Annotated in this window: 14 protein-coding genes; 5 read left to right on the forward strand and 9 right to left on the reverse strand. The window is 54.5% G+C overall.

Features of this window, described 5'->3' with window-relative positions; genetic code table 11:
• The first annotated feature begins 332 nt into the window (after positions 1–332).
• From ilvG to ilvA, 5 genes are all read left to right on the forward strand, one after another.
• Entirely contained in the window at positions 333–1,982 is a 1,650-nt protein-coding gene (gene ilvG / locus L4174_RS16355) for an acetolactate synthase 2 catalytic subunit (protein WP_248144775.1), read from the forward strand.
• Positions 1,979–2,239 carry an acetolactate synthase 2 small subunit gene (ilvM, locus tag L4174_RS16360; protein ID WP_248144750.1) on the forward strand — a complete coding sequence of 87 codons (261 nt, stop codon included), beginning with the start codon at positions 1,979–1,981 and terminating at the stop codon, positions 2,237–2,239. Before ilvG ends, ilvM begins: the two co-directional genes overlap by 4 nt.
• 15 nt (positions 2,240–2,254) lie before the next feature.
• Positions 2,255–3,190: a branched-chain amino acid transaminase gene (locus L4174_RS16365; RefSeq protein ID WP_248144749.1), complete on the forward strand. Its 936-nt coding sequence runs from the start codon at positions 2,255–2,257 to the stop codon at positions 3,188–3,190.
• 78 nt (positions 3,191–3,268) lie between these two features.
• Positions 3,269–5,110 carry a dihydroxy-acid dehydratase gene (gene ilvD / locus L4174_RS16370; protein ID WP_248144748.1) on the forward strand — a complete coding sequence of 614 codons (1,842 nt, stop codon included), beginning with the start codon at positions 3,269–3,271 and terminating at the stop codon, positions 5,108–5,110.
• Positions 5,111–5,115: 5 nt separating this feature from the next.
• A complete protein-coding gene (gene ilvA / locus L4174_RS16375) occupies positions 5,116–6,669 on the forward strand; it encodes a threonine ammonia-lyase, biosynthetic (RefSeq protein WP_248144774.1) in 1,554 nt (517 codons plus the stop codon).
• Positions 6,670–6,745: 76 nt separating this feature from the next.
• Here ilvA and L4174_RS16380 read toward each other — a convergent pair whose 3' ends face one another.
• The 9 genes from L4174_RS16380 to atpA form a co-directional block, all read right to left on the reverse strand.
• A complete protein-coding gene (locus L4174_RS16380; protein WP_036751176.1) occupies positions 6,746–7,126 on the reverse strand; it encodes a helix-turn-helix transcriptional regulator in 381 nt (126 codons plus the stop codon).
• A gap of 346 nt (positions 7,127–7,472) precedes the next feature.
• Positions 7,473–8,711 (reverse strand): MFS transporter, encoded by a 1,239-nt coding sequence (locus tag L4174_RS16385; protein WP_248144747.1) that lies wholly within the window; start codon positions 8,709–8,711, stop codon positions 7,473–7,475.
• Between the two features lie 228 nt (positions 8,712–8,939).
• Positions 8,940–10,775, reverse strand: a complete 1,836-nt coding sequence (gene glmS, locus L4174_RS16390; RefSeq protein ID WP_248144746.1) for a glutamine--fructose-6-phosphate transaminase (isomerizing) — start codon at positions 10,773–10,775, stop codon at positions 8,940–8,942.
• Between the two features lie 23 nt (positions 10,776–10,798).
• A complete protein-coding gene (locus L4174_RS16395; RefSeq protein ID WP_248144745.1) occupies positions 10,799–11,572 on the reverse strand; it encodes a DeoR/GlpR family DNA-binding transcription regulator in 774 nt (257 codons plus the stop codon).
• Positions 11,573–11,740: 168 nt separating this feature from the next.
• Complete coding sequence (glmU, locus tag L4174_RS16400; protein ID WP_248144744.1) at positions 11,741–13,102, reverse strand: bifunctional UDP-N-acetylglucosamine diphosphorylase/glucosamine-1-phosphate N-acetyltransferase GlmU; 1,362 nt, start codon at positions 13,100–13,102, stop codon at positions 11,741–11,743.
• A 211-nt stretch (positions 13,103–13,313) separates the two neighbouring features.
• The gene (locus tag L4174_RS16405) at positions 13,314–13,736 is read right to left on the reverse strand and encodes a F0F1 ATP synthase subunit epsilon (RefSeq protein WP_248144743.1); all 423 of its coding nucleotides are present in this window, start codon (positions 13,734–13,736) and stop codon (positions 13,314–13,316) included.
• Between the two features lie 17 nt (positions 13,737–13,753).
• A complete protein-coding gene (atpD, locus tag L4174_RS16410; RefSeq protein WP_248144742.1) occupies positions 13,754–15,160 on the reverse strand; it encodes a F0F1 ATP synthase subunit beta in 1,407 nt (468 codons plus the stop codon).
• 32 nt (positions 15,161–15,192) lie between these two features.
• Positions 15,193–16,059 (reverse strand): F0F1 ATP synthase subunit gamma, encoded by an 867-nt coding sequence (gene atpG, locus L4174_RS16415; RefSeq protein WP_248144741.1) that lies wholly within the window; start codon positions 16,057–16,059, stop codon positions 15,193–15,195.
• 44 nt (positions 16,060–16,103) lie between these two features.
• Positions 16,104–17,645, reverse strand: a complete 1,542-nt coding sequence (gene atpA, locus L4174_RS16420) for a F0F1 ATP synthase subunit alpha (RefSeq protein WP_248144740.1) — start codon at positions 17,643–17,645, stop codon at positions 16,104–16,106.
• Positions 17,646–17,656: the final 11 nt, after the last annotated feature.

Here is a 17,656-nt window from a genome sequence, read left to right on the forward strand (position 1 = left end):
GCGTATTGAAAATAACCACAACAAATTTCTTGTCATGCGACGAAAGTCTGTGATAAGACTAAAGGCGCACAACATCTATACAAGAATTTTGGACAGACAAGTCAATGCTATTTAACCTCAACCTACTAGTCCTCATTATCAACGTCATCGTGGTGATTATTTCACCGCGACGGGGGCTGGCAGGCGGAAAATAGCACACAAGCAAACACACGCAGAAAAAGCCCCCGCACCGAAAGGTCCGGGGGCTTTTTTCATACCTGAGCCGGGAAAAGACTGCACCAAACCAATAAATCGCAGCAACCGGCCAAGGTCATCAAAAACAGGGAGCCATGATGACAGGCGCAGAGTTAGTAGTAGAAGCCTTGAAGCAACAAGGGGTGAGCACCGTATTCGGATATCCGGGCGGCGCAATCATGCCCATCTATGATGCCTTGTACGACGGCGGACTCCGGCATGTTCTGTGTCGCCACGAACAGGGAGCCGCCATGGCCGCCATCGGCTATGCCAGAGCCAGCAACACCCTTGGTGTCTGCCTGGCGACCTCAGGACCGGGCGCTACCAACCTGATCACCGGACTGGCTGATGCCATGCTCGATTCCATACCGCTGGTTGCCATTACCGGTCAGGTCGCCAGCCCGATGATCGGCACCGATGCCTTTCAGGAAGTGGATGTACTGGGCATGTCACTGTCATGCACCAAACACAGCTATCTGGTCACAGATCCGAGCGAGCTGCCAGCTGTGCTGAATGAAGCCTTTGAAATCGCCCAGAGCGGTCGGCCGGGTCCGGTGCTGGTCGATATCGCCAAAGACGTCCAGCTGACTGCAATTGACCATCCGCTGGCACCGCTGCACGAAGCGCCGGCCTTACCTGCCACCGATCCGGAACAGTTTGCACTGGCACAGCAATTGTTAGCCGACAGCCAGCGCCCAATCCTTTATGTCGGCGGCGGCGTCCAACTGGCGGGTGCAGTCGATCAGGTCCGCGATTTCCTCGCCACCACACAGATGCCGGCGGTATCGACCCTGAAAGGCCTGGGCGTTGTCGACAAAGATTATCCCTATCATCTGGGCATGCTGGGTATGCACGGCACCAAAGCCGCGAATCTGGCGGTCCAGGAATCTGATCTGCTGATTGCGGTCGGTGCCCGCTTTGACGACCGGGTAACCGGCAAGCTGGATACCTTCGCGCCCCATGCCAAAGTGATTCATCTGGATATCGATCCGGCCGAACTGGGCAAACTGCGCCGTGCCCATGCCGCCCTGCGTTGCGATATCAGCACAGTACTGCCCCAGCTGGCCCGCCCGATGTCACTGGTACCATGGCAACAGCACATCACCAGTCTGATGTCAGAAAACGGCTGGCGCTATGACCATCCGGGCGAGCGGATCTACGCGCCGCTGCTGCTGAAACAGCTGTCAGACACGATGGACGACCGGACAGTGATCAGTACGGATGTCGGCCAGCATCAGATGTGGGTCGCGCAGCATGTTGCCCATCGCCAGCCCCACAACCTGCTGACCTCTGCCGGTCTCGGCACCATGGGCTTCGGTCTGCCGGCGGCCATCGGCGCCAAACTGTCCCGCCCGGATGATCAGGTGGTGCTGGTCTCCGGCGACGGCTCTTTCATGATGAATGTGCAGGAGCTGGGCACCATCCGCCGTCTGGGCCTGCCGGTGAAAATTATCCTGCTGGACAACCAGCGTCTGGGCATGGTCCGCCAGTGGCAGGAACTGTTTTTCGATGGCCGCTACAGCGAAACCATTCTGTCCGATAACCCGGATTTCGTCACCCTGGCCAGTGCCTTCGGCATCCCGGGCCAGACCATTACGCGCAAGGAAGAAGTTGGTCCGGCGCTGGAGACCCTGCTGGCAAGCGAAACAGCCTATCTGCTGCACGTTGCCATTTCTGAAGCTGATAACGTCTGGCCACTGGTTCCCCCCGGTGGTGCCAACCACGACATGATGGAGGAACCACAATGACTCAGCATACTTTAACGATCCAAGCTGCCAGCCGTCCTGAACTCCTGGAACGTGTTCTCCGGATCACACGCCACCGCGGATTCATGGTAAAACAGTTTTCAATGGCGCATAGTGAAGACTATAAGTCCGTCGACATTGAAGTCACGGTCGATAGTGAGCGTCCCATCCTTGCCCTCTACAATCAGTTGGACAAATTGTGGGATGTCACCGGCGTTACTATTTTAGAGCAGCAACAAAAACAACAAATCAGCGCATAACGAAAGGATTAGACAATGGCAAACACAGCAGATTACATCTGGTTCAACGGCGAAATGGTTCCTTGGCAGGACGCGAAAGTTCACGTGCTGACCCACGCTCTGCATTACGGCACTTCCGTTTTTGAAGGCATCCGTTGCTATGACACCCCGAAAGGTCCGATCGTCTTCCGTCATCGTGAGCACATGGAGCGCCTGAAAGATTCAGCCAAAATCTACCGCTTTCCGATCCCGTATACCGTGGATGAACTGATGGAAGCCTGCCGCGAGACCCTGCGAGCCAACAAACTGACTTCTGCTTACATTCGCCCGCTGGGCTATGTCCCGAATGTCGGTCTTGGCGTTTGCCCGCCAAACGGCACCGAAATGGACCTGATTATTGCAGCCTTCTCCTGGGGTGCGTATCTGGGCGAAGAAGCCCTGGCGAACGGGGTGGACGCCATGGTGTCCAGCTGGAACCGCGCGGCACCCAATACCATTCCGACAGCAGCCAAAGCTGGCGGGAATTACCTGTCTTCACTGCTGGTGGGAGGGGAAGCCCGTCGTCACGGCTATGCAGAAGGCATCGCGCTCGATGTGCGCGGTTACCTCTCCGAAGGAGCCGGTGAGAACATCTTCGTCATCCGCAACGGTGTGATTTCCACGCCACCGGCCACCAGCGCCATTCTGCCGGGTATCACCCGCGATGCGATCGTGACCCTGGCAACCGAAATGGGCTACGAAATCCGCGAGGAAAACATTGCCCGTGAAGCCCTGTATCTGGCCGATGAAATCTTCATGACCGGTACCGCCGCTGAAATCGTTCCGGTTCGCAGTGTGGATCAGATCACCGTGGGTGAGGGCAAACGCGGCCCGATCACCGAGAAAGTCCAGTCGGCATTCTTCGGCCTGTTCAACGGCCAGACCGAAGACAAATGGGGCTGGCTGGATCCGGTCTACCCGGCCGAAAAATAAACCACACTATAATAAGCAAGCACAGCAATGTCCCGCCGGTATCTTGCATACCGGCGGCTCAAAAAGGAATTTCACGTTATGCCTAAGTACCGCTCCGCCACCACCACCCACGGCCGAAATATGGCCGGTGCCCGCGCCCTGTGGCGTGCCACCGGAGTCAAAGATGAAGATTTTGGCAAACCCATCATCGCCGTTGTTAACTCCTTTACCCAGTTTGTACCGGGCCACGTGCACCTCAAAGATCTCGGCCAGCTGGTTGCAGCCGAAATCGAAAAAGCCGGTGGGATTGCCAAAGAATTCAACACTATTGCCGTCGACGACGGTATCGCAATGGGCCACGGCGGCATGCTGTATTCCCTGCCGTCCCGCGAGCTGATTGCCGACTCGGTCGAATACATGGTCAACGCCCATTGTGCCGATGCCATGGTCTGTATTTCTAACTGCGACAAAATCACCCCGGGGATGCTGATGGCCTCTATGCGCCTGAACATTCCGGTGATCTTCGTTTCCGGCGGCCCGATGGAAGCCGGCAAAACCAAACTGTCGGATCAGATCCTCAAACTGGATCTGGTTGATGCCATGATCCAGGGCGCCGATCCGAAAGTTTCCGACGAACAAAGCGAGCAGATCGAACGTTCCGCCTGTCCGACCTGCGGATCCTGCTCCGGTATGTTCACGGCCAACTCCATGAACTGCCTGACTGAAGCCCTGGGTCTGAGCCAGCCGGGCAACGGCTCCTGTCTGGCCACCCATGCCGACCGTAAGGAACTGTTCCTGACCGCAGGCCAGCGAATTGTCACGCTGACCAAACGCTACTACGAGCAGGACGATGCCAGCGTCCTGCCGCGTAATATCGCCAATAAACAGGCCTTCGAGAATGCCATGGCGCTGGATATCGCCATGGGCGGTTCAACTAATACGGTGCTGCACCTGCTGGCCGCCGCGCAGGAAGGCGAAATCGATTTCACCATGGAAGATATCGACCGCATGTCACGCAAGGTTCCGCACCTGTGCAAGGTGGCGCCATCAACCCAGAAATATCACATGGAAGATGTCCATCGTGCGGGCGGGGTTTACGGCATTCTGGGTGAACTGGATCGGGCTGGACTGCTGCACAATGATGTCCCGAACGTGCTGGGAATGACGCTGGCCGAAGCACTGACGCAGTACGATATCAAGCAAACCGACTCCGAAGCCGTACAGTCTTTCTTCCGTGCCGGTCCGGCCGGGATCCGGACCACACAGGCATTTTCTCAGGACTGCCGCTGGGACAGTCTGGATGATGACCGCGAGAACGGCTGTATCCGCAGCAAAGAACACGCCTTCAGTCAGGACGGCGGTCTGGCGGTGCTGTCCGGTAACATGGCGATTGACGGATGTATTGTCAAAACCGCCGGTGTGGACGAAAGCTGTCTGACCTTTGAAGGCCCGGCGGTTGTATTCGAAAGCCAGGAAACTGCCGTGGAAGGAATTCTGGGCGGCAAAGTCAAAGCAGGCGATGTGGTCATCATCCGCTATGAAGGCCCGAAAGGCGGCCCGGGTATGCAGGAAATGCTGTATCCGACCACCTATCTCAAGTCGATGGGACTGGGCAAGGACTGCGCCCTGATCACCGACGGTCGTTTCTCCGGTGGCACCAGTGGCTTGTCAATCGGTCACGTGTCTCCGGAAGCGGCCAATGGCGGCACCATCGGTCTGATTGAAGACGGCGACCGGGTAGCGATCGACATTCCAAACCGCAGCATCGAACTCAAAGTTGATAACGCGACGCTGGCCAAACGCCGTGCCGCTGCTGATGCACGCGGCTGGAAACCGGTAGATCGCCAGCGTACGGTGTCTTTTGCCCTGCGCGCCTATGCCAACCTGGCCACCAGTGCTGATAAAGGTGCGGTTCGCGACAAATCCAAGCTGGAAGGGTAAGTATGATGAGTGAGCTGACACAGGCCAGAGCCGCTGAGTTTCTCAGCGGGGCTGACTATTTAAGGGAGACGCTGCGCGCACCGGTCTACGAAGTGGCGCAGGTCACCCCGTTGCAGGAGATGGAGCGGCTGTCAAGCCGGTTGGGCAACCGTATCCAGATCAAGCGTGAAGACCGCCAGCCCGTGCACTCATTCAAACTGCGCGGTGCCTACAATATGATGTCCCAGCTGACACCGGCACAGCGTCAGGCCGGTGTGATTGCGGCTTCGGCAGGCAACCACGCTCAGGGACTGGCACTGTCCTCCCGCCAGCTGAACGTGAAAGCCATCATTGTGATGCCACGGACCACCCCGGATATCAAGGTGGAGGCTGTCAAAAGCTTCGGCGGCGAAGTGATGCTGCACGGCAGCAACTTTGATGAAGCGAAAGCCTATGCCATTGAGCTGGCAGAAAAACATCACTACACCTTCATTCCCCCGTTCGATCACCCGGCAGTGATCGCCGGGCAGGGCACAATAGGGATTGAACTGGTACAGCAGAACGGCCATCTCGACTATGTCTTCGTCCCTGTCGGAGGCGGCGGTCTGGCGGCAGGCGTGTCGGTCCTGCTCAAGCAGCTGATGCCGGAAATTAAAGTGATCGGCGTGGAAGCCGAAGACTCCGCCTGTCTGCGGGCCGCGCTGGATGCCGGTGAACCGGTCACGCTGGATCAGGTCGGGCAATTTGCCGACGGGGTCGCGGTGAAGCGCATCGGTGATGAAACGTTCCGTCTGTGTCAGCAGTATCTGGATGATGTCATTACCGTCAGCAGTGACGAGATTTGTGCGGCAGTCAAAGATATCTTCGAAGATACCCGGGCCATCGCCGAGCCATCCGGCGCGCTGGCGCTGGCCGGTCTGAAGAAATACAGCGAACAGCATCAGGTGAAAGGCAAACAGCTCGCCTCGATTTTGTCCGGTGCCAACCTCAACTTCCACGGCCTGCGCTATGTGTCGGAACGCTGCGAACTGGGTGAAAAACGAGAAGGACTGCTGGCTGTCACCGTACCGGAACGGCCGGGCGCCTTCCTTGATTTCTGTCGCCTGCTGGGCGGCCGGGCGGTCACTGAGTTCAACTACCGTTACAACGATGACACCCTGGCCAATGTTTTTGTCGGTATCCGACTGATCCAGGGACAGGAAGAACTGGACAGCATCATTACCGATCTGCGCAAAGGCGGTTATCCGGTGGTGGATCTGTCAGATGACGAGATGGCCAAAGTGCACGTTCGCTATATGATTGGCGGCCGGCCGTCCAAACCGTTGCAAGAACGGCTGTACAGCTTTGAGTTTCCCGAATATCCGGGCGCGCTGCTCAGATTCCTGACCACGCTGGGCACCCACTGGAACATCAGCCTGTTCAACTACCGCAACCACGGCGCTGACTACGGCCGGGTCCTGTGCGGTTTTGAACTGGAAGATCACGACCTGCTGTCGTTCACCAGTCACCTGCGTGAACTGGGTTACCAGTGGAAAGACGAGACCGACAACCCGGCCTACCGCTTTTTCCTGGCCCAATAAGCGACAAAAACAGCCCCGCATGCCGGGGCTGTTTTCTCTTGCTGATCCGTCATTCCCTGATGATTACCGGGCGATTTCAGGACTTATCTTTTTGTGTCAGCGCACGGGTATATTCCGCCATGAAACTGGCCAGGTTGATACTCTGCTGCAAAATCACATTCCGGGCCGAATGGGGCAACCGGCTGAAATACTGCAACAGGCGATCAATTTCTTCTTTATATTCACTTTCCAGAATCTCGAGTCCCTCATCACCGTAAACAAACCAGGTCAGCGGCCGCTCGGTGATTTCCGAAATCGCTGACAGCAAACGCACCTTGGGTTCCGTCTTTCCGGTTTCCAGGTCCAGATAAGTTTGCCGCGCCACGCCCAACTGCTGGGCCATATGTACCTGAGTCAGGCCTTTCCACTCTCGCGCTTCCTTGATTCGCGAGGCGATCATCGCTTTAGGATCTGTCATCAATACCTCCACCACTGCAATATGTACTGACCAAAGGCCAGCATAAAATCAGCCAACTCAGGAGCTATTATTTTTTTATTTATTATCAGCACGTTATATGAAGCCACATTCTCATCTTGCAAAGTGCAATGCAAAACCGGAAGGATTCAGGCAAAGCGTCTGATTTCGCAAATAAAAACGTCACTTCTGTATTCAATCATAGACGCTGGGGATCAGGGCGGAGCGTAAACCGAATCCAGGCGCCACAATTGACGCCTTTATCTCAACGCTAAGACAGGGTTGTCTGACTCAGCAGTCACTGACCCGGACGGATTCCGGGCAACCCGTTGAATATGAAGCGAACGTCTTACACGTCCTTTTCAATTTCTGCCGGGTTCAAGCGTATGGAGGAAGCCGTATTCATCCGCCAGTAAGCAATGACCCCCATCAGCACGGTACTGGCCATGACGACCGGCGTCCAGTTCGCGAAAGCCGACTCTAAGAGCCAGCCGAACACCAAATAGCCGGCGGGAACCGAAAGAAAGCGGACAGAAGAGAACAGCGTCATCACCCGCCCGAACAAAGCTTCAGGCACCACGGTTTGGATCAGGGTGACTTCAATCGGACCAGCAAACCCGAGGCACAGCCCGATAACAAAAAGCTGAATGAAAAACAGCGGCTGGCTCGCGAAGAATGACATTGAGAGAAGCACCACCGCCAGCGATAAGTAGCCCGTGAACATGATCTGCCGGTTCGAAAACCGCTTGCCGAAAAAGCCAAAAAGCAAAGACGAAACGCTGGTACCGGCCCCGAAGCATGTCATGGATACCCCCAGACTCATCACGGACTCAAATACAAACTTGTTCAAATAGGGCAGATAGACAAAAAGGAACGGGGTGATGACAAGATTAACCGTGGCACTGAGGTAAAGCACAGACAAAAGGGCGCGCTGCTGTCTCAGGTACTTCATCCCTTCTGAAAAATACCTCAGCGGAGGGGCAGAATCAGGCTTCGTGCGTTCCGCCTCCGGCCTGAAATGCTTCTTCAGAACAATCATGCCGAATGCAACCGCGAAGAATGTCGCTGCATCAAAGTACAGAGCGCTGATCGTGCCAAAAGCCGCCACAATCAGAGCCGCAACCACCGGGCCCAAAAGATCACAGATGTTTTCCAGGGTGGTATTCACCCCATTAATCAGGTGATGATCCAACTGATGCCGTTTGATTTCATGTCTTAAAATCACATCCTTGGCTAAACGGCTTGGGGTATCCAATAACGTGCTGAGCACCAGCAATGCCGCCAGAAGACTGAGGGTCAGCAGATCAGCATGATAGAAAACAGGGATCAGCAAGACACTGAAAAAGTTCACCAGATCAGAAAGGACCGACGCCCTGAATGCCCCTAACCGATCGACAAATGGCGCGCTAAAGAAAGTCGACAAAATCACAGGGGTGATTTTCGCAGCCATCACAGCAGCAACCAGAGCCGGGCTGTCTGAGATTTCCAGAATGAGCCAGGGGATAGCCACCTCTGTGAGGGCATTCCCTAAAATCGTTATCCCATTGAGGGTCAGCAACCCACAGATTGACCACGACATCCTGCGCATCTACGAGACTCCTTTCACGTCATTCGCTCTTTCGTCCGCTACATCCCGGCGACATATGATACAAGTTAAATATCCATTAACAAGATGAATCCCACAATGAAAAACCTCCTGCCGGGTATGACCCGACAGGAGGCTTGAAATAGACATCACATGCTATGTTCAGGACTGAATTCTGACGCAGCAGAACATCCTGAATGGCAATCTCACCGAGGTGAAGATCAACCGGACTTACTCAACCGTTACAGACTTGGCCAGGTTCCGGGGCTGATCGACATCCGTCCCTTTGATCAGCGCGACGTAATAAGACAGCAGCTGCAATGGCAGGGTATAGAGGATCGGCGCGATAAACTCATCACAGTGCGGTACGTTCAGCACGGTCATGGTGTCATCGCTGGCGAAGTGGGCATTCACATCCGCAAACACATACATCAGGCCGCCACGGGCACGGACTTCTTCCACGTTCGACTTCAGTTTCTCCAGCAATTCATTGTTCGGCGCCACCACAATCACCGGCATGTCGGCATCGATCAGGGCCAGCGGACCGTGTTTCAGCTCGCCTGCTGCATAGGCTTCCGCATGAATGTAAGAGATCTCTTTCAGCTTCAGCGCACCTTCCATCGCAATCGGAGACTGCTCACCACGGCCCAGGAACAGGGCATGATGCTTATCTGCGAAATCTTCCGCCAGTGCTTCAATGTCGCCCGCCATCGCCAGAGTCTGCTCAATTTTAGACGGCAGGCTTTGCAGGGCCGACACCAGTTGTGCTTCCTGTGTTTCATCCATGGTCTGATTGCCACGGCCAATCGCAGCCACCAGCATCAGCAGGCCCGCCAGCTGAACGGTAAAGGCTTTGGTTGAAGCCACACCGATTTCTGCCCCGGCTTTCATCATGTAAGCCAGATCGGATTCGCGCACCAGGGATGACCCCGGCACGTTACAAATCGTCAGGCTGGCCATGTAACCCATCTCTTTCGCCAGACGCAACGCCGCCAGGGTATCGGCGGTTTCACCGGACTGAGACAGCGTCACCAGCAGGCTGTTCTCAAACACATGCGATTTGCGGTAACGGAATTCGGAGGCAATCTCCACATTACAGGACACACCGGCCCATTGCTCCAGCCAGTAACGGGCAACCAGACCCGCATGGTAGCTGGTACCGCAGGCAATGATCTGCACATGCTTCACTTTCTGCAGCAGCTCGGCAGCATGCTCACCAAACGCAGAAGCCAGAACCTGACCATTCGCCAGACGGCCTTCCATCGTGCGCTGCAGGGCAATCGGCTGCTCGTAGATTTCTTTCAGCATGTAATGGCGGTACTGGCCCTTGTCGCCGGCGTCATGGGAAACTTCAGATTCTTTAATTTCGCGTGCAACCGGCTCGCCGTGCTTGTCAAAAATCTTCACGTCAAAACGGGTCACTTCGGCCACATCCCCTTCTTCCAGGAATGCAAAACGGCGGGTGACCGGCAGCAGGGCCAGCTGATCAGAAGCCACAAAATGCTCATCCACACCATAGCCGATCACCAGCGGGCTGCCGGAACGGGCAACCACAATCCGGCTCGGATCGCGACGGTCCATGACCACAGTGCCGTAGGCACCTTCCAGCTGAGTTACAGTCTTCTGCACGGCTTCCAGCAGGGTGGCTGCTGTGCGCAATTCCCAGTCAACCAGGTGAGCAATCACTTCGGTATCTGTCTGAGAAAGGAAAGTATAACCACGTTCAGTCAGCACTGCGCGCAGGGATTCATGATTTTCAATAATGCCGTTGTGCACAATGGCAATCTCATCACCGGACATGTGCGGGTGAGCATTGGTTTCCGATGGCTCACCATGGGTCGCCCAGCGGGTATGTGCGATGCCGGTGCCGCCGGAAATCGGACTGGCCGCAACCGCATCCGCCAGTTCCTGAACTTTACCCAGACGACGAACACGATTCAGCGCGTTGCTGCCATCGACGACCGCCACACCAGCCGAGTCATAACCCCGGTATTCCAGACGGCGCAGGCCTTCAATCAGAATGCCAGCTACATCACGCTGGGCAACAGCCCCAACGATTCCACACATAGGATTCTCCTGCAAAAATATCGTTATTGATTGATGGCGGCACAGATCACCTGCACCCCTTGTTGTTCAATTTCCGCCCTGGCGGCCGGATCCAGCCCTTCATCGGTGATCAGGGTGTTGATACTGCTCCACGGCAGTTCCAGATTGGGGATACGACGGCCGACCTTGCTGGATTCGACCATCACCACCACTTCGCGGGAAACTTCAGCCATAACCCGGCTCAGGCCAATCAGCTCATTGAAAGTGGTGGTGCCGCGACTGATGTCGATACCGTCTGCACCGATAAACAGCTGGTCAAAATCATAGGAACGCAGGACAGACTCCGCGACTTGCCCCTGAAAGGCTTCAGAATGAGGGTCCCAGGTGCCACCGGTCATCAGCAGCGTGGGTTCGTTTTCCAGTTCATTGAGGGCATTGGCAACATTGAGCGAGTTGGTCATCACGATCAGTCCCTGCTTGTCACCCAGCAATCCAATCAGCGCCGCCGTGGTGCTGCCGCTATCGATAATCATCCGGTTATGGTCACGAATACGGGCAGCTGCGGCCTGAGCGATAGCTTGCTTTCGAATCGAAACTTCAGGTTCGTGCCCGGCGGCGACGATTTCAGACGGCATGGCAATCGCACCGCCGTAACGGCGCAACAGCAGACCTGTGGTTTCTAACGCCGCGAGATCTTTGCGGATGGTGACTTCAGACGTCGCAAACTGCTGGGCCAGTGCATCCACACTGACTTCGCCCTGTTCATTCACCATCGCCACAATGGCATGACGCCGTTGCTGAGTGTTTCGTTTCGACATAAAAGTTTTTCTTATGATTTAAGTTTCGAACTGAAACCAAATATAGCAAAACAAAACAACTGAGATCAAGAAATTACCAAAAGCGCTGAAACGTTGTTGCGAGGAGGTGTGACTGCAGATCCAAAAAAGCAGCGCCGATGCGCTGCCTTCTCTGTTCCGGGATTCGGATTATTTTTTCTTCTCAGGCCGCTTCCAGCCTTTGATTGTCCGGGCCGGGGCGCGGGTAATCACTAACTCACCTTCACCCACATCCCGGTTGATCGTTGCACCGGCACCAATGGTGGCACCTTTGCCGATTTTCACCGGAGCGATCAGCTGCGTATCCGAGCCCACAAATACATCGTCTTCAATTTCAGTCCGGAACTTATTGGCACCATCATAGTTACAGGTAATGGTTCCTGCACCAATGTTCACGCGGTCACCGATCTCAGCATCCCCCAGATAAGTCAGATGGTTGGCTTTCGACCCTTGACCCAGACGGGCCTTCTTCATCTCGACAAAGTTACCGACATGAGAATCACCGACCAGCTCAGCACCCGGACGCAGGCGGGTAAACGGACCGACCGTACAGTCTTCACCGACCGTCGCACCTTCCACGATGCTGTAAGGACGAATCAGGGTGTTATCGTCAATTTCACAGTCAATCAGAACAGAACCAGCGCCAATCACGACGTTATTCCCCAATGTCACGTTGCCTTCGATCACAACATTGACATCAATTTCCACATCCTGACCACACTGTAGTGTCCCTCGCAGATCAAAACGGGCCGGATCACGCAGCATGACTCCCTGCTCCAGCAACCGCTCAGCCTGCATCAACTGATAAGCCCGCTCCAGACGCGCCAGCTGAACACGGTTGTTCACGCCTTCAACTTCCACCGCCATGGCCGGATGAACCGCCTGGATCTGACGGCCTTCTGCATGCGCCATTGCGATGATATCGGTCAGGTAGTACTCAGCCTGAGCGTTGTCATTCTTCAGCTGACCCAGCCAGCGCTTCAGATCACCACCATTCGCCACCAGCACACCGGTATTGATTTCACAGATGGCTTTTTGTGCCTCGGTCGCATCTTTCTGTTCAACAATCGCAACCACGGCCTCATCTTCACGTACAATCCGGCCATAACCGGTCGGATCTTCCAGCACCACAGTCAGCAGACCGATCCCGCCTTCCGGTTGTGCATCCAGCAGGTTTTCCAACGTTTCGCTGCTGATCAGCGGGACATCACCGTACAGCACCAGCACCTGCTCATCATCCGCGAAAGACTCAGCCGCCTGATTCACCGCATGACCGGTTCCCAGTTGCTCAGCCTGCAGAACCCAGTTCACCGGTTCTCCAACCAGGCGTTCTTTCATCAAATCGCCGCCATGACCATAAACCAGGTGAAGATGGGCAGCCCCTGCATCGGTGCAGGTATCGATCACGTGTTTAACCATAGGTTTGCCCGCCAGCGTATGCAGTACTTTCGGCAGGGCAGAATACATGCGAGTGCCTTTACCCGCAGCCAGGATCACAGCGCTGAAGCTCATGAATCAGTGTCCCTTCTAATGATGGTGAAAATTATCTTGATGCATTGTATCGGCACAGAGCGCCCGATATAAGCCTTTGCCGCATATTATTGACACAATGCATACAGGCGAGTGCCTGCTTTGTGAACTGTTCCTGCAGTTTCCGCCGGAAAGAAATCTACAGATATAAAAAAAGCGACCCAAGGGGTCGCTTTTTTGCTCAGGTGCCTGATTAACGCTTACGCTTGGTCAGCTCGATAACTCGAAGCTGAGCGATTGCTTTCGCCAGGTCACTGGCCGCTTGCGCGAAGTCGATATCGCCGTGCTGATTGTGGATACGCTCCTCAGCCTGACGTTTCGCTTCTTCAGCCTTGGCTGCGTCCAGATCAACACCACGGATAGCTGTATCAGCCAGAACAGTCACTGTCCCCGGCTGAACTTCCAGCATACCACCGGAGAGGTAGATCACTTCTTCCTCACCGTGTTGTTTTACGATCCGAACCATTCCGGGCGTGATAGCGGTCAGCAGCGGAGTGTGGCCTGCGTGAATACCCAGTTCACCTTCGCTGCCGGTCACCTGGATATTTTCAGCACGACCAGAAAAGAGACTCTTCTCTGCGCTTACTACATCCAGATGGAAAGTTATCGCTGCCATGTCGCCTCCTGTTCAGCTTACAGCTTCTTCGCGTTTTCCAGTGCGTCTTCGATCGCGCCGCAGTACATGAATGCCTGCTCTGGAATGTCGTCGTATTCGCCAGCCAGCAGGCCTTTGAAGCTGCGCAGGGTATCTTTCAGTGGAACGTAGATACCCGGGTCGCCAGTGAAGACCTGTGCAACGTGGTAAGGCTGAGTCAGGAAACGCTCAATCTTACGTGCACGGGCAACAGCTTGCTTATCTTCTTCAGACAGCTCGTCCATACCCAGAATGGCAATGATGTCTTTCAGCTCTTTGTAACGCTGCAGGGTGCTTTGAACACCACGCGCGATATCATAGTGCTCCTGACCAACCACCAGCGGATCCAGCATACGAGATGTAGAATCCAGTGGGTCGATCGCTGGGTACAGACCCAGAGAAGCAATCTGACGAGACAGTACAACAGTCGCATCCAGGTGGGCGAACGTGGTCGCCGGAGACGGGTCCGTCAAGTCATCCGCAGGAACGTAAACGGCCTGTACAGATGTGATAGAACCAGTCTTGGTCGAGGTGATACGCTCCTGAAGCACACCCATCTCTTCTGCCAGTGTAGGCTGGTAACCTACTGCAGAAGGCATACGACCCAGCAGTGCAGATACCTCTGTACCGGCCAGGGTGTAACGATAGATGTTATCGATGAACAGCAGTACGTCACGGCCTTCATCACGGAACTTCTCAGCCATGGTCAGGCCAGTCAGAGCAACACGCAGACGGTTACCCGGTGGCTCGTTCATCTGACCGTAAACCATTGCTACTTTAGATTCTTCAGGTTTCTCCAGGTTTACAACCCCGGCTTCCTGCATCTCGTGGTAGAAGTCGTTACCTTCACGCGTCCGCTCACCAACACCGGCGAATACAGACAGACCTGAGTGTTTCAGGGCGATGTTGTTGATCAGTTCCATCATGTTGACGGTCTTACCAACACCCGCACCACCGAACAGACCGATTTTACCACCCTTCGCGAATGGGCAAACCAGGTCAATAACTTTTACGCCGGTTTCCAGCAGTTCAACTGCGTTCGACTGCTCTTCGTAGCTTGGTGCTGCACGGTGAATTGAGTAACGCTCTTCTTCACCGATTTCACCGCACTCGTCAATTGGCTGACCCAGAACGTTCATGATACGTCCCAGAGTCGCTGTACCGACTGGTACTTCAATTGGTCGACCTGTGTTTTCAACAGACAGACCACGACGCAGGCCATCAGAACTACCCATGGCGATACCACGAACTACGCCACCGCCCAGCTGCTGCTGAACTTCCAGTACCAAGGTACCTTTTTCTTTGGCATCAACGTGCAGGGCATCATATACCTGGGGTACAGAATCCTGTGGAAACTCTACGTCGACTACCGCACCGATGATCTGTACGATCTTACCTGTAGCCATCGTTAATCCTCTAAACTTATTAATTCTTTGCCTTAAACAGCGGAGGCACCAGAAACGATTTCCGACAGCTCTTGTGTGATCGCAGCCTGACGGGCTTTGTTGTACACAAGTTGCAGTTCGTCAATCAAGTTACCTGCATTATCAGTTGCTGCTTTCATCGCAACCATTCGGGCCGCTTGCTCACAGGCAAGGTTTTCGACCACACCCTGATAGACCTGAGATTCGACATAGCGAACCAGCAGGGTATCCAGCAGAGGTTTTGGCTCAGGCTCATAAATATAGTCCCAAGCATGGTTGCGTTTCATTTCTTCGTCTTCTGACTTAGGCAAAGGCAGCAATTGATCGATCACTGGCGCTTGCACCATGGTGTTCACAAATTTGTTGTACACCAGATACAGACGGTCCAGTTGGCCTTCATCATATTTCTTCAGCATGACACCCACGGTACCGATCAGCTCATCAACAGAAGGCTTGTCACCCAGACCTGTTACCTGAGCCGCAACACGGCCACCGTAGTTGTTAAAGAAAGCTGTAGCTTTGGCACCAATCAGGGCCAGCTCAACCTCAGCGCCTTTATCTGACCAGGCCTTCATGCCGTGAATAGCTTGTTTGAACATGTTCACGTTCAAGCCACCACACAGACCGCGGTCAGTCGAAACAATGATGTAACCTACGCGCTTGGCCTCACGCTCCTCAAGATAAGGATGCTTATACTCGAGGCTACCAAGGGCGATATGACCGATCACTTTGCGCATTGTTTGTGCGTATGGGCGTGATGATTCCATCGCGTCTTGCGATTTACGCATTTTAGACGCAGCAACCATCTCCATCGCTTTGGTGATCTTCTGAGTGTTTTTCACACTGCCGATCTTGTTACGTATCTCTTTTGCGCCGGCCATCGTTACTCTCCTTGAGCTGGTGATCGCTTGCGATCACCAACCAATTACCAAGTCTGGGTCGCTTTGAAATCTTCAACCAGTTTCACGAACTGGGCTTCAACTTCGTTGTTCCACGCACCCGTTTCATCAATCTGAGCAACCAGCTCAGCGAATTGACTCTTGGCGTAAGACAGTAACGCAGCTTCGAAATCTGCCAGCTTCGTCAGCTCAACATCTTTCAGGTAACCTTTCTCAGCAGAGAAAATCACCAGCGCCTGCTCAAATACAGACATTGGAGAGTACTGCTTCTGCTTCATCAGCTCGGTTACTTTCTGGCCGTGATCCAGCTGACGCTTAGTTGCGTCATCCAGGTCAGAAGAGAACTGTGCGAATGCCGCCAGTTCACGGTACTGAGCCAGTGCGGTACGGATACCACCAGACAGCTTTTTGATGATCTTGGTCTGCGCAGCACCACCAACACGGGATACTGAGATACCTGGGTCAACCGCAGGACGGATACCGGCGTTGAACAGCTCAGTTTGCAGGAAGATCTGGCCATCGGTGATCGAAATCACGTTGGTCGGTACGAACGCAGAAACGTCGCCCGCCTGAGTTTCGATGATTGGCAGTGCAGTCAGAGAACCGGTTTTGCCTTTCACTTCACCGTTGGTGAACTTTTCTACGTACTCTTCGCTCACGCGAGCAGCACGCTCCAGCAGACGGGAGTGGAGGTAGAAAACGTCACCAGGGAATGCTTCACGGCCTGGTGGACGACGCAGCAGCAGAGAGATCTGACGGTAAGCAACAGCCTGCTTAGACAGGTCATCGTATACGATCAGTGCATCTTCACCGCGGTCACGGAAGTATTCACCCATAGCACAACCAGCATATGGCGCCAGGTATTGCAGTGCAGCTGCTTCAGAAGCAGAGGCAACAACAACGATGGTGTTCTTCAATGCGCCGTGCTCTTCCAGCTTACGAACCACGTTAGCGATGGTTGAAGCTTTCTGACCGATAGCAACATAGATAGAGTAGATACCAGAATTCTTCTGGTTGATGATGGCATCGATCGCCAGTGCGGTTTTACCGATCTGACGGTCACCGATGATCAGCTCACGCTGGCCACGGCCGATTGGAATCATCGAGTCAACCGCCTTGTAGCCAGTCTGTACAGGCTGGTCAACAGATTTACGGTCGATAACACCCGGTGCAATCACTTCGACAGGCGAGGTGAAGTCACTCTCGATTGGGCCTTTACCATCGATTGGCTCACCCAGGGTGTTCACAACACGACCCAGCAGGGCAGGGCCGACTGGAACTTCCAGGATACGACCGGTCGCGGTCACTTTCATGCCTTCCTGCAGGTCAGCATAAGGACCCATTACAACTGCACCAACCGAGTCACGCTCAAGGTTCAGTGCCAGCGCGTAACGGCCGCCTGGTAGTTCAATCATTTCACCTTGCATGACGTCTGCAAGGCCGTGGATACGAATGATACCATCGCTGACAGAAACGATCGTACCTTCGTTACGCGCTTCACTTGCAACGTTGAATTTTTCAATCCGCTGCTTGATCAGTTCGCTAATTTCCGTGGAATTAAGTTGCATGCTCCAATTCC

Origin of the sequence: Photobacterium sp. CCB-ST2H9, from assembly GCF_023151555.2 — a bacterium.
Taxonomy (GTDB): Bacteria; Pseudomonadota; Gammaproteobacteria; order Enterobacterales; family Vibrionaceae; genus Photobacterium.

Bases quoted from the DNA above. Each gene is read 5' to 3' on its own strand.
- ilvG (WP_248144775.1), top strand. From the start codon at position 333: ATGACAGGCGCAGAGTTAGTAGTAGAAGCCTTGAAGCAACAAGGGGTG.
- atpG (WP_248144741.1), bottom strand. From the start codon at position 16,059: ATGGCCGGCGCAAAAGAGATACGTAACAAGATCGGCAGTGTGAAAAAC.
- atpA (WP_248144740.1), bottom strand. From the start codon at position 17,645: ATGCAACTTAATTCCACGGAAATTAGCGAACTGATCAAGCAGCGGATT.
- L4174_RS16395 (WP_248144745.1), bottom strand. From the start codon at position 11,572: ATGTCGAAACGAAACACTCAGCAACGGCGTCATGCCATTGTGGCGATG.
- glmS (WP_248144746.1), bottom strand. From the start codon at position 10,775: ATGTGTGGAATCGTTGGGGCTGTTGCCCAGCGTGATGTAGCTGGCATT.
- L4174_RS16385 (WP_248144747.1), bottom strand. From the start codon at position 8,711: ATGCGCAGGATGTCGTGGTCAATCTGTGGGTTGCTGACCCTCAATGGG.
- L4174_RS16380 (WP_036751176.1), bottom strand. From the start codon at position 7,126: ATGACAGATCCTAAAGCGATGATCGCCTCGCGAATCAAGGAAGCGCGA.
- ilvA (WP_248144774.1), top strand. From the start codon at position 5,116: ATGAGTGAGCTGACACAGGCCAGAGCCGCTGAGTTTCTCAGCGGGGCT.
- atpD (WP_248144742.1), bottom strand. From the start codon at position 15,160: ATGGCTACAGGTAAGATCGTACAGATCATCGGTGCGGTAGTCGACGTA.
- L4174_RS16365 (WP_248144749.1), top strand. From the start codon at position 2,255: ATGGCAAACACAGCAGATTACATCTGGTTCAACGGCGAAATGGTTCCT.
- L4174_RS16405 (WP_248144743.1), bottom strand. From the start codon at position 13,736: ATGGCAGCGATAACTTTCCATCTGGATGTAGTAAGCGCAGAGAAGAGT.
- glmU (WP_248144744.1), bottom strand. From the start codon at position 13,102: ATGAGCTTCAGCGCTGTGATCCTGGCTGCGGGTAAAGGCACTCGCATG.
- ilvM (WP_248144750.1), top strand. From the start codon at position 1,979: ATGACTCAGCATACTTTAACGATCCAAGCTGCCAGCCGTCCTGAACTC.
- ilvD (WP_248144748.1), top strand. From the start codon at position 3,269: ATGCCTAAGTACCGCTCCGCCACCACCACCCACGGCCGAAATATGGCC.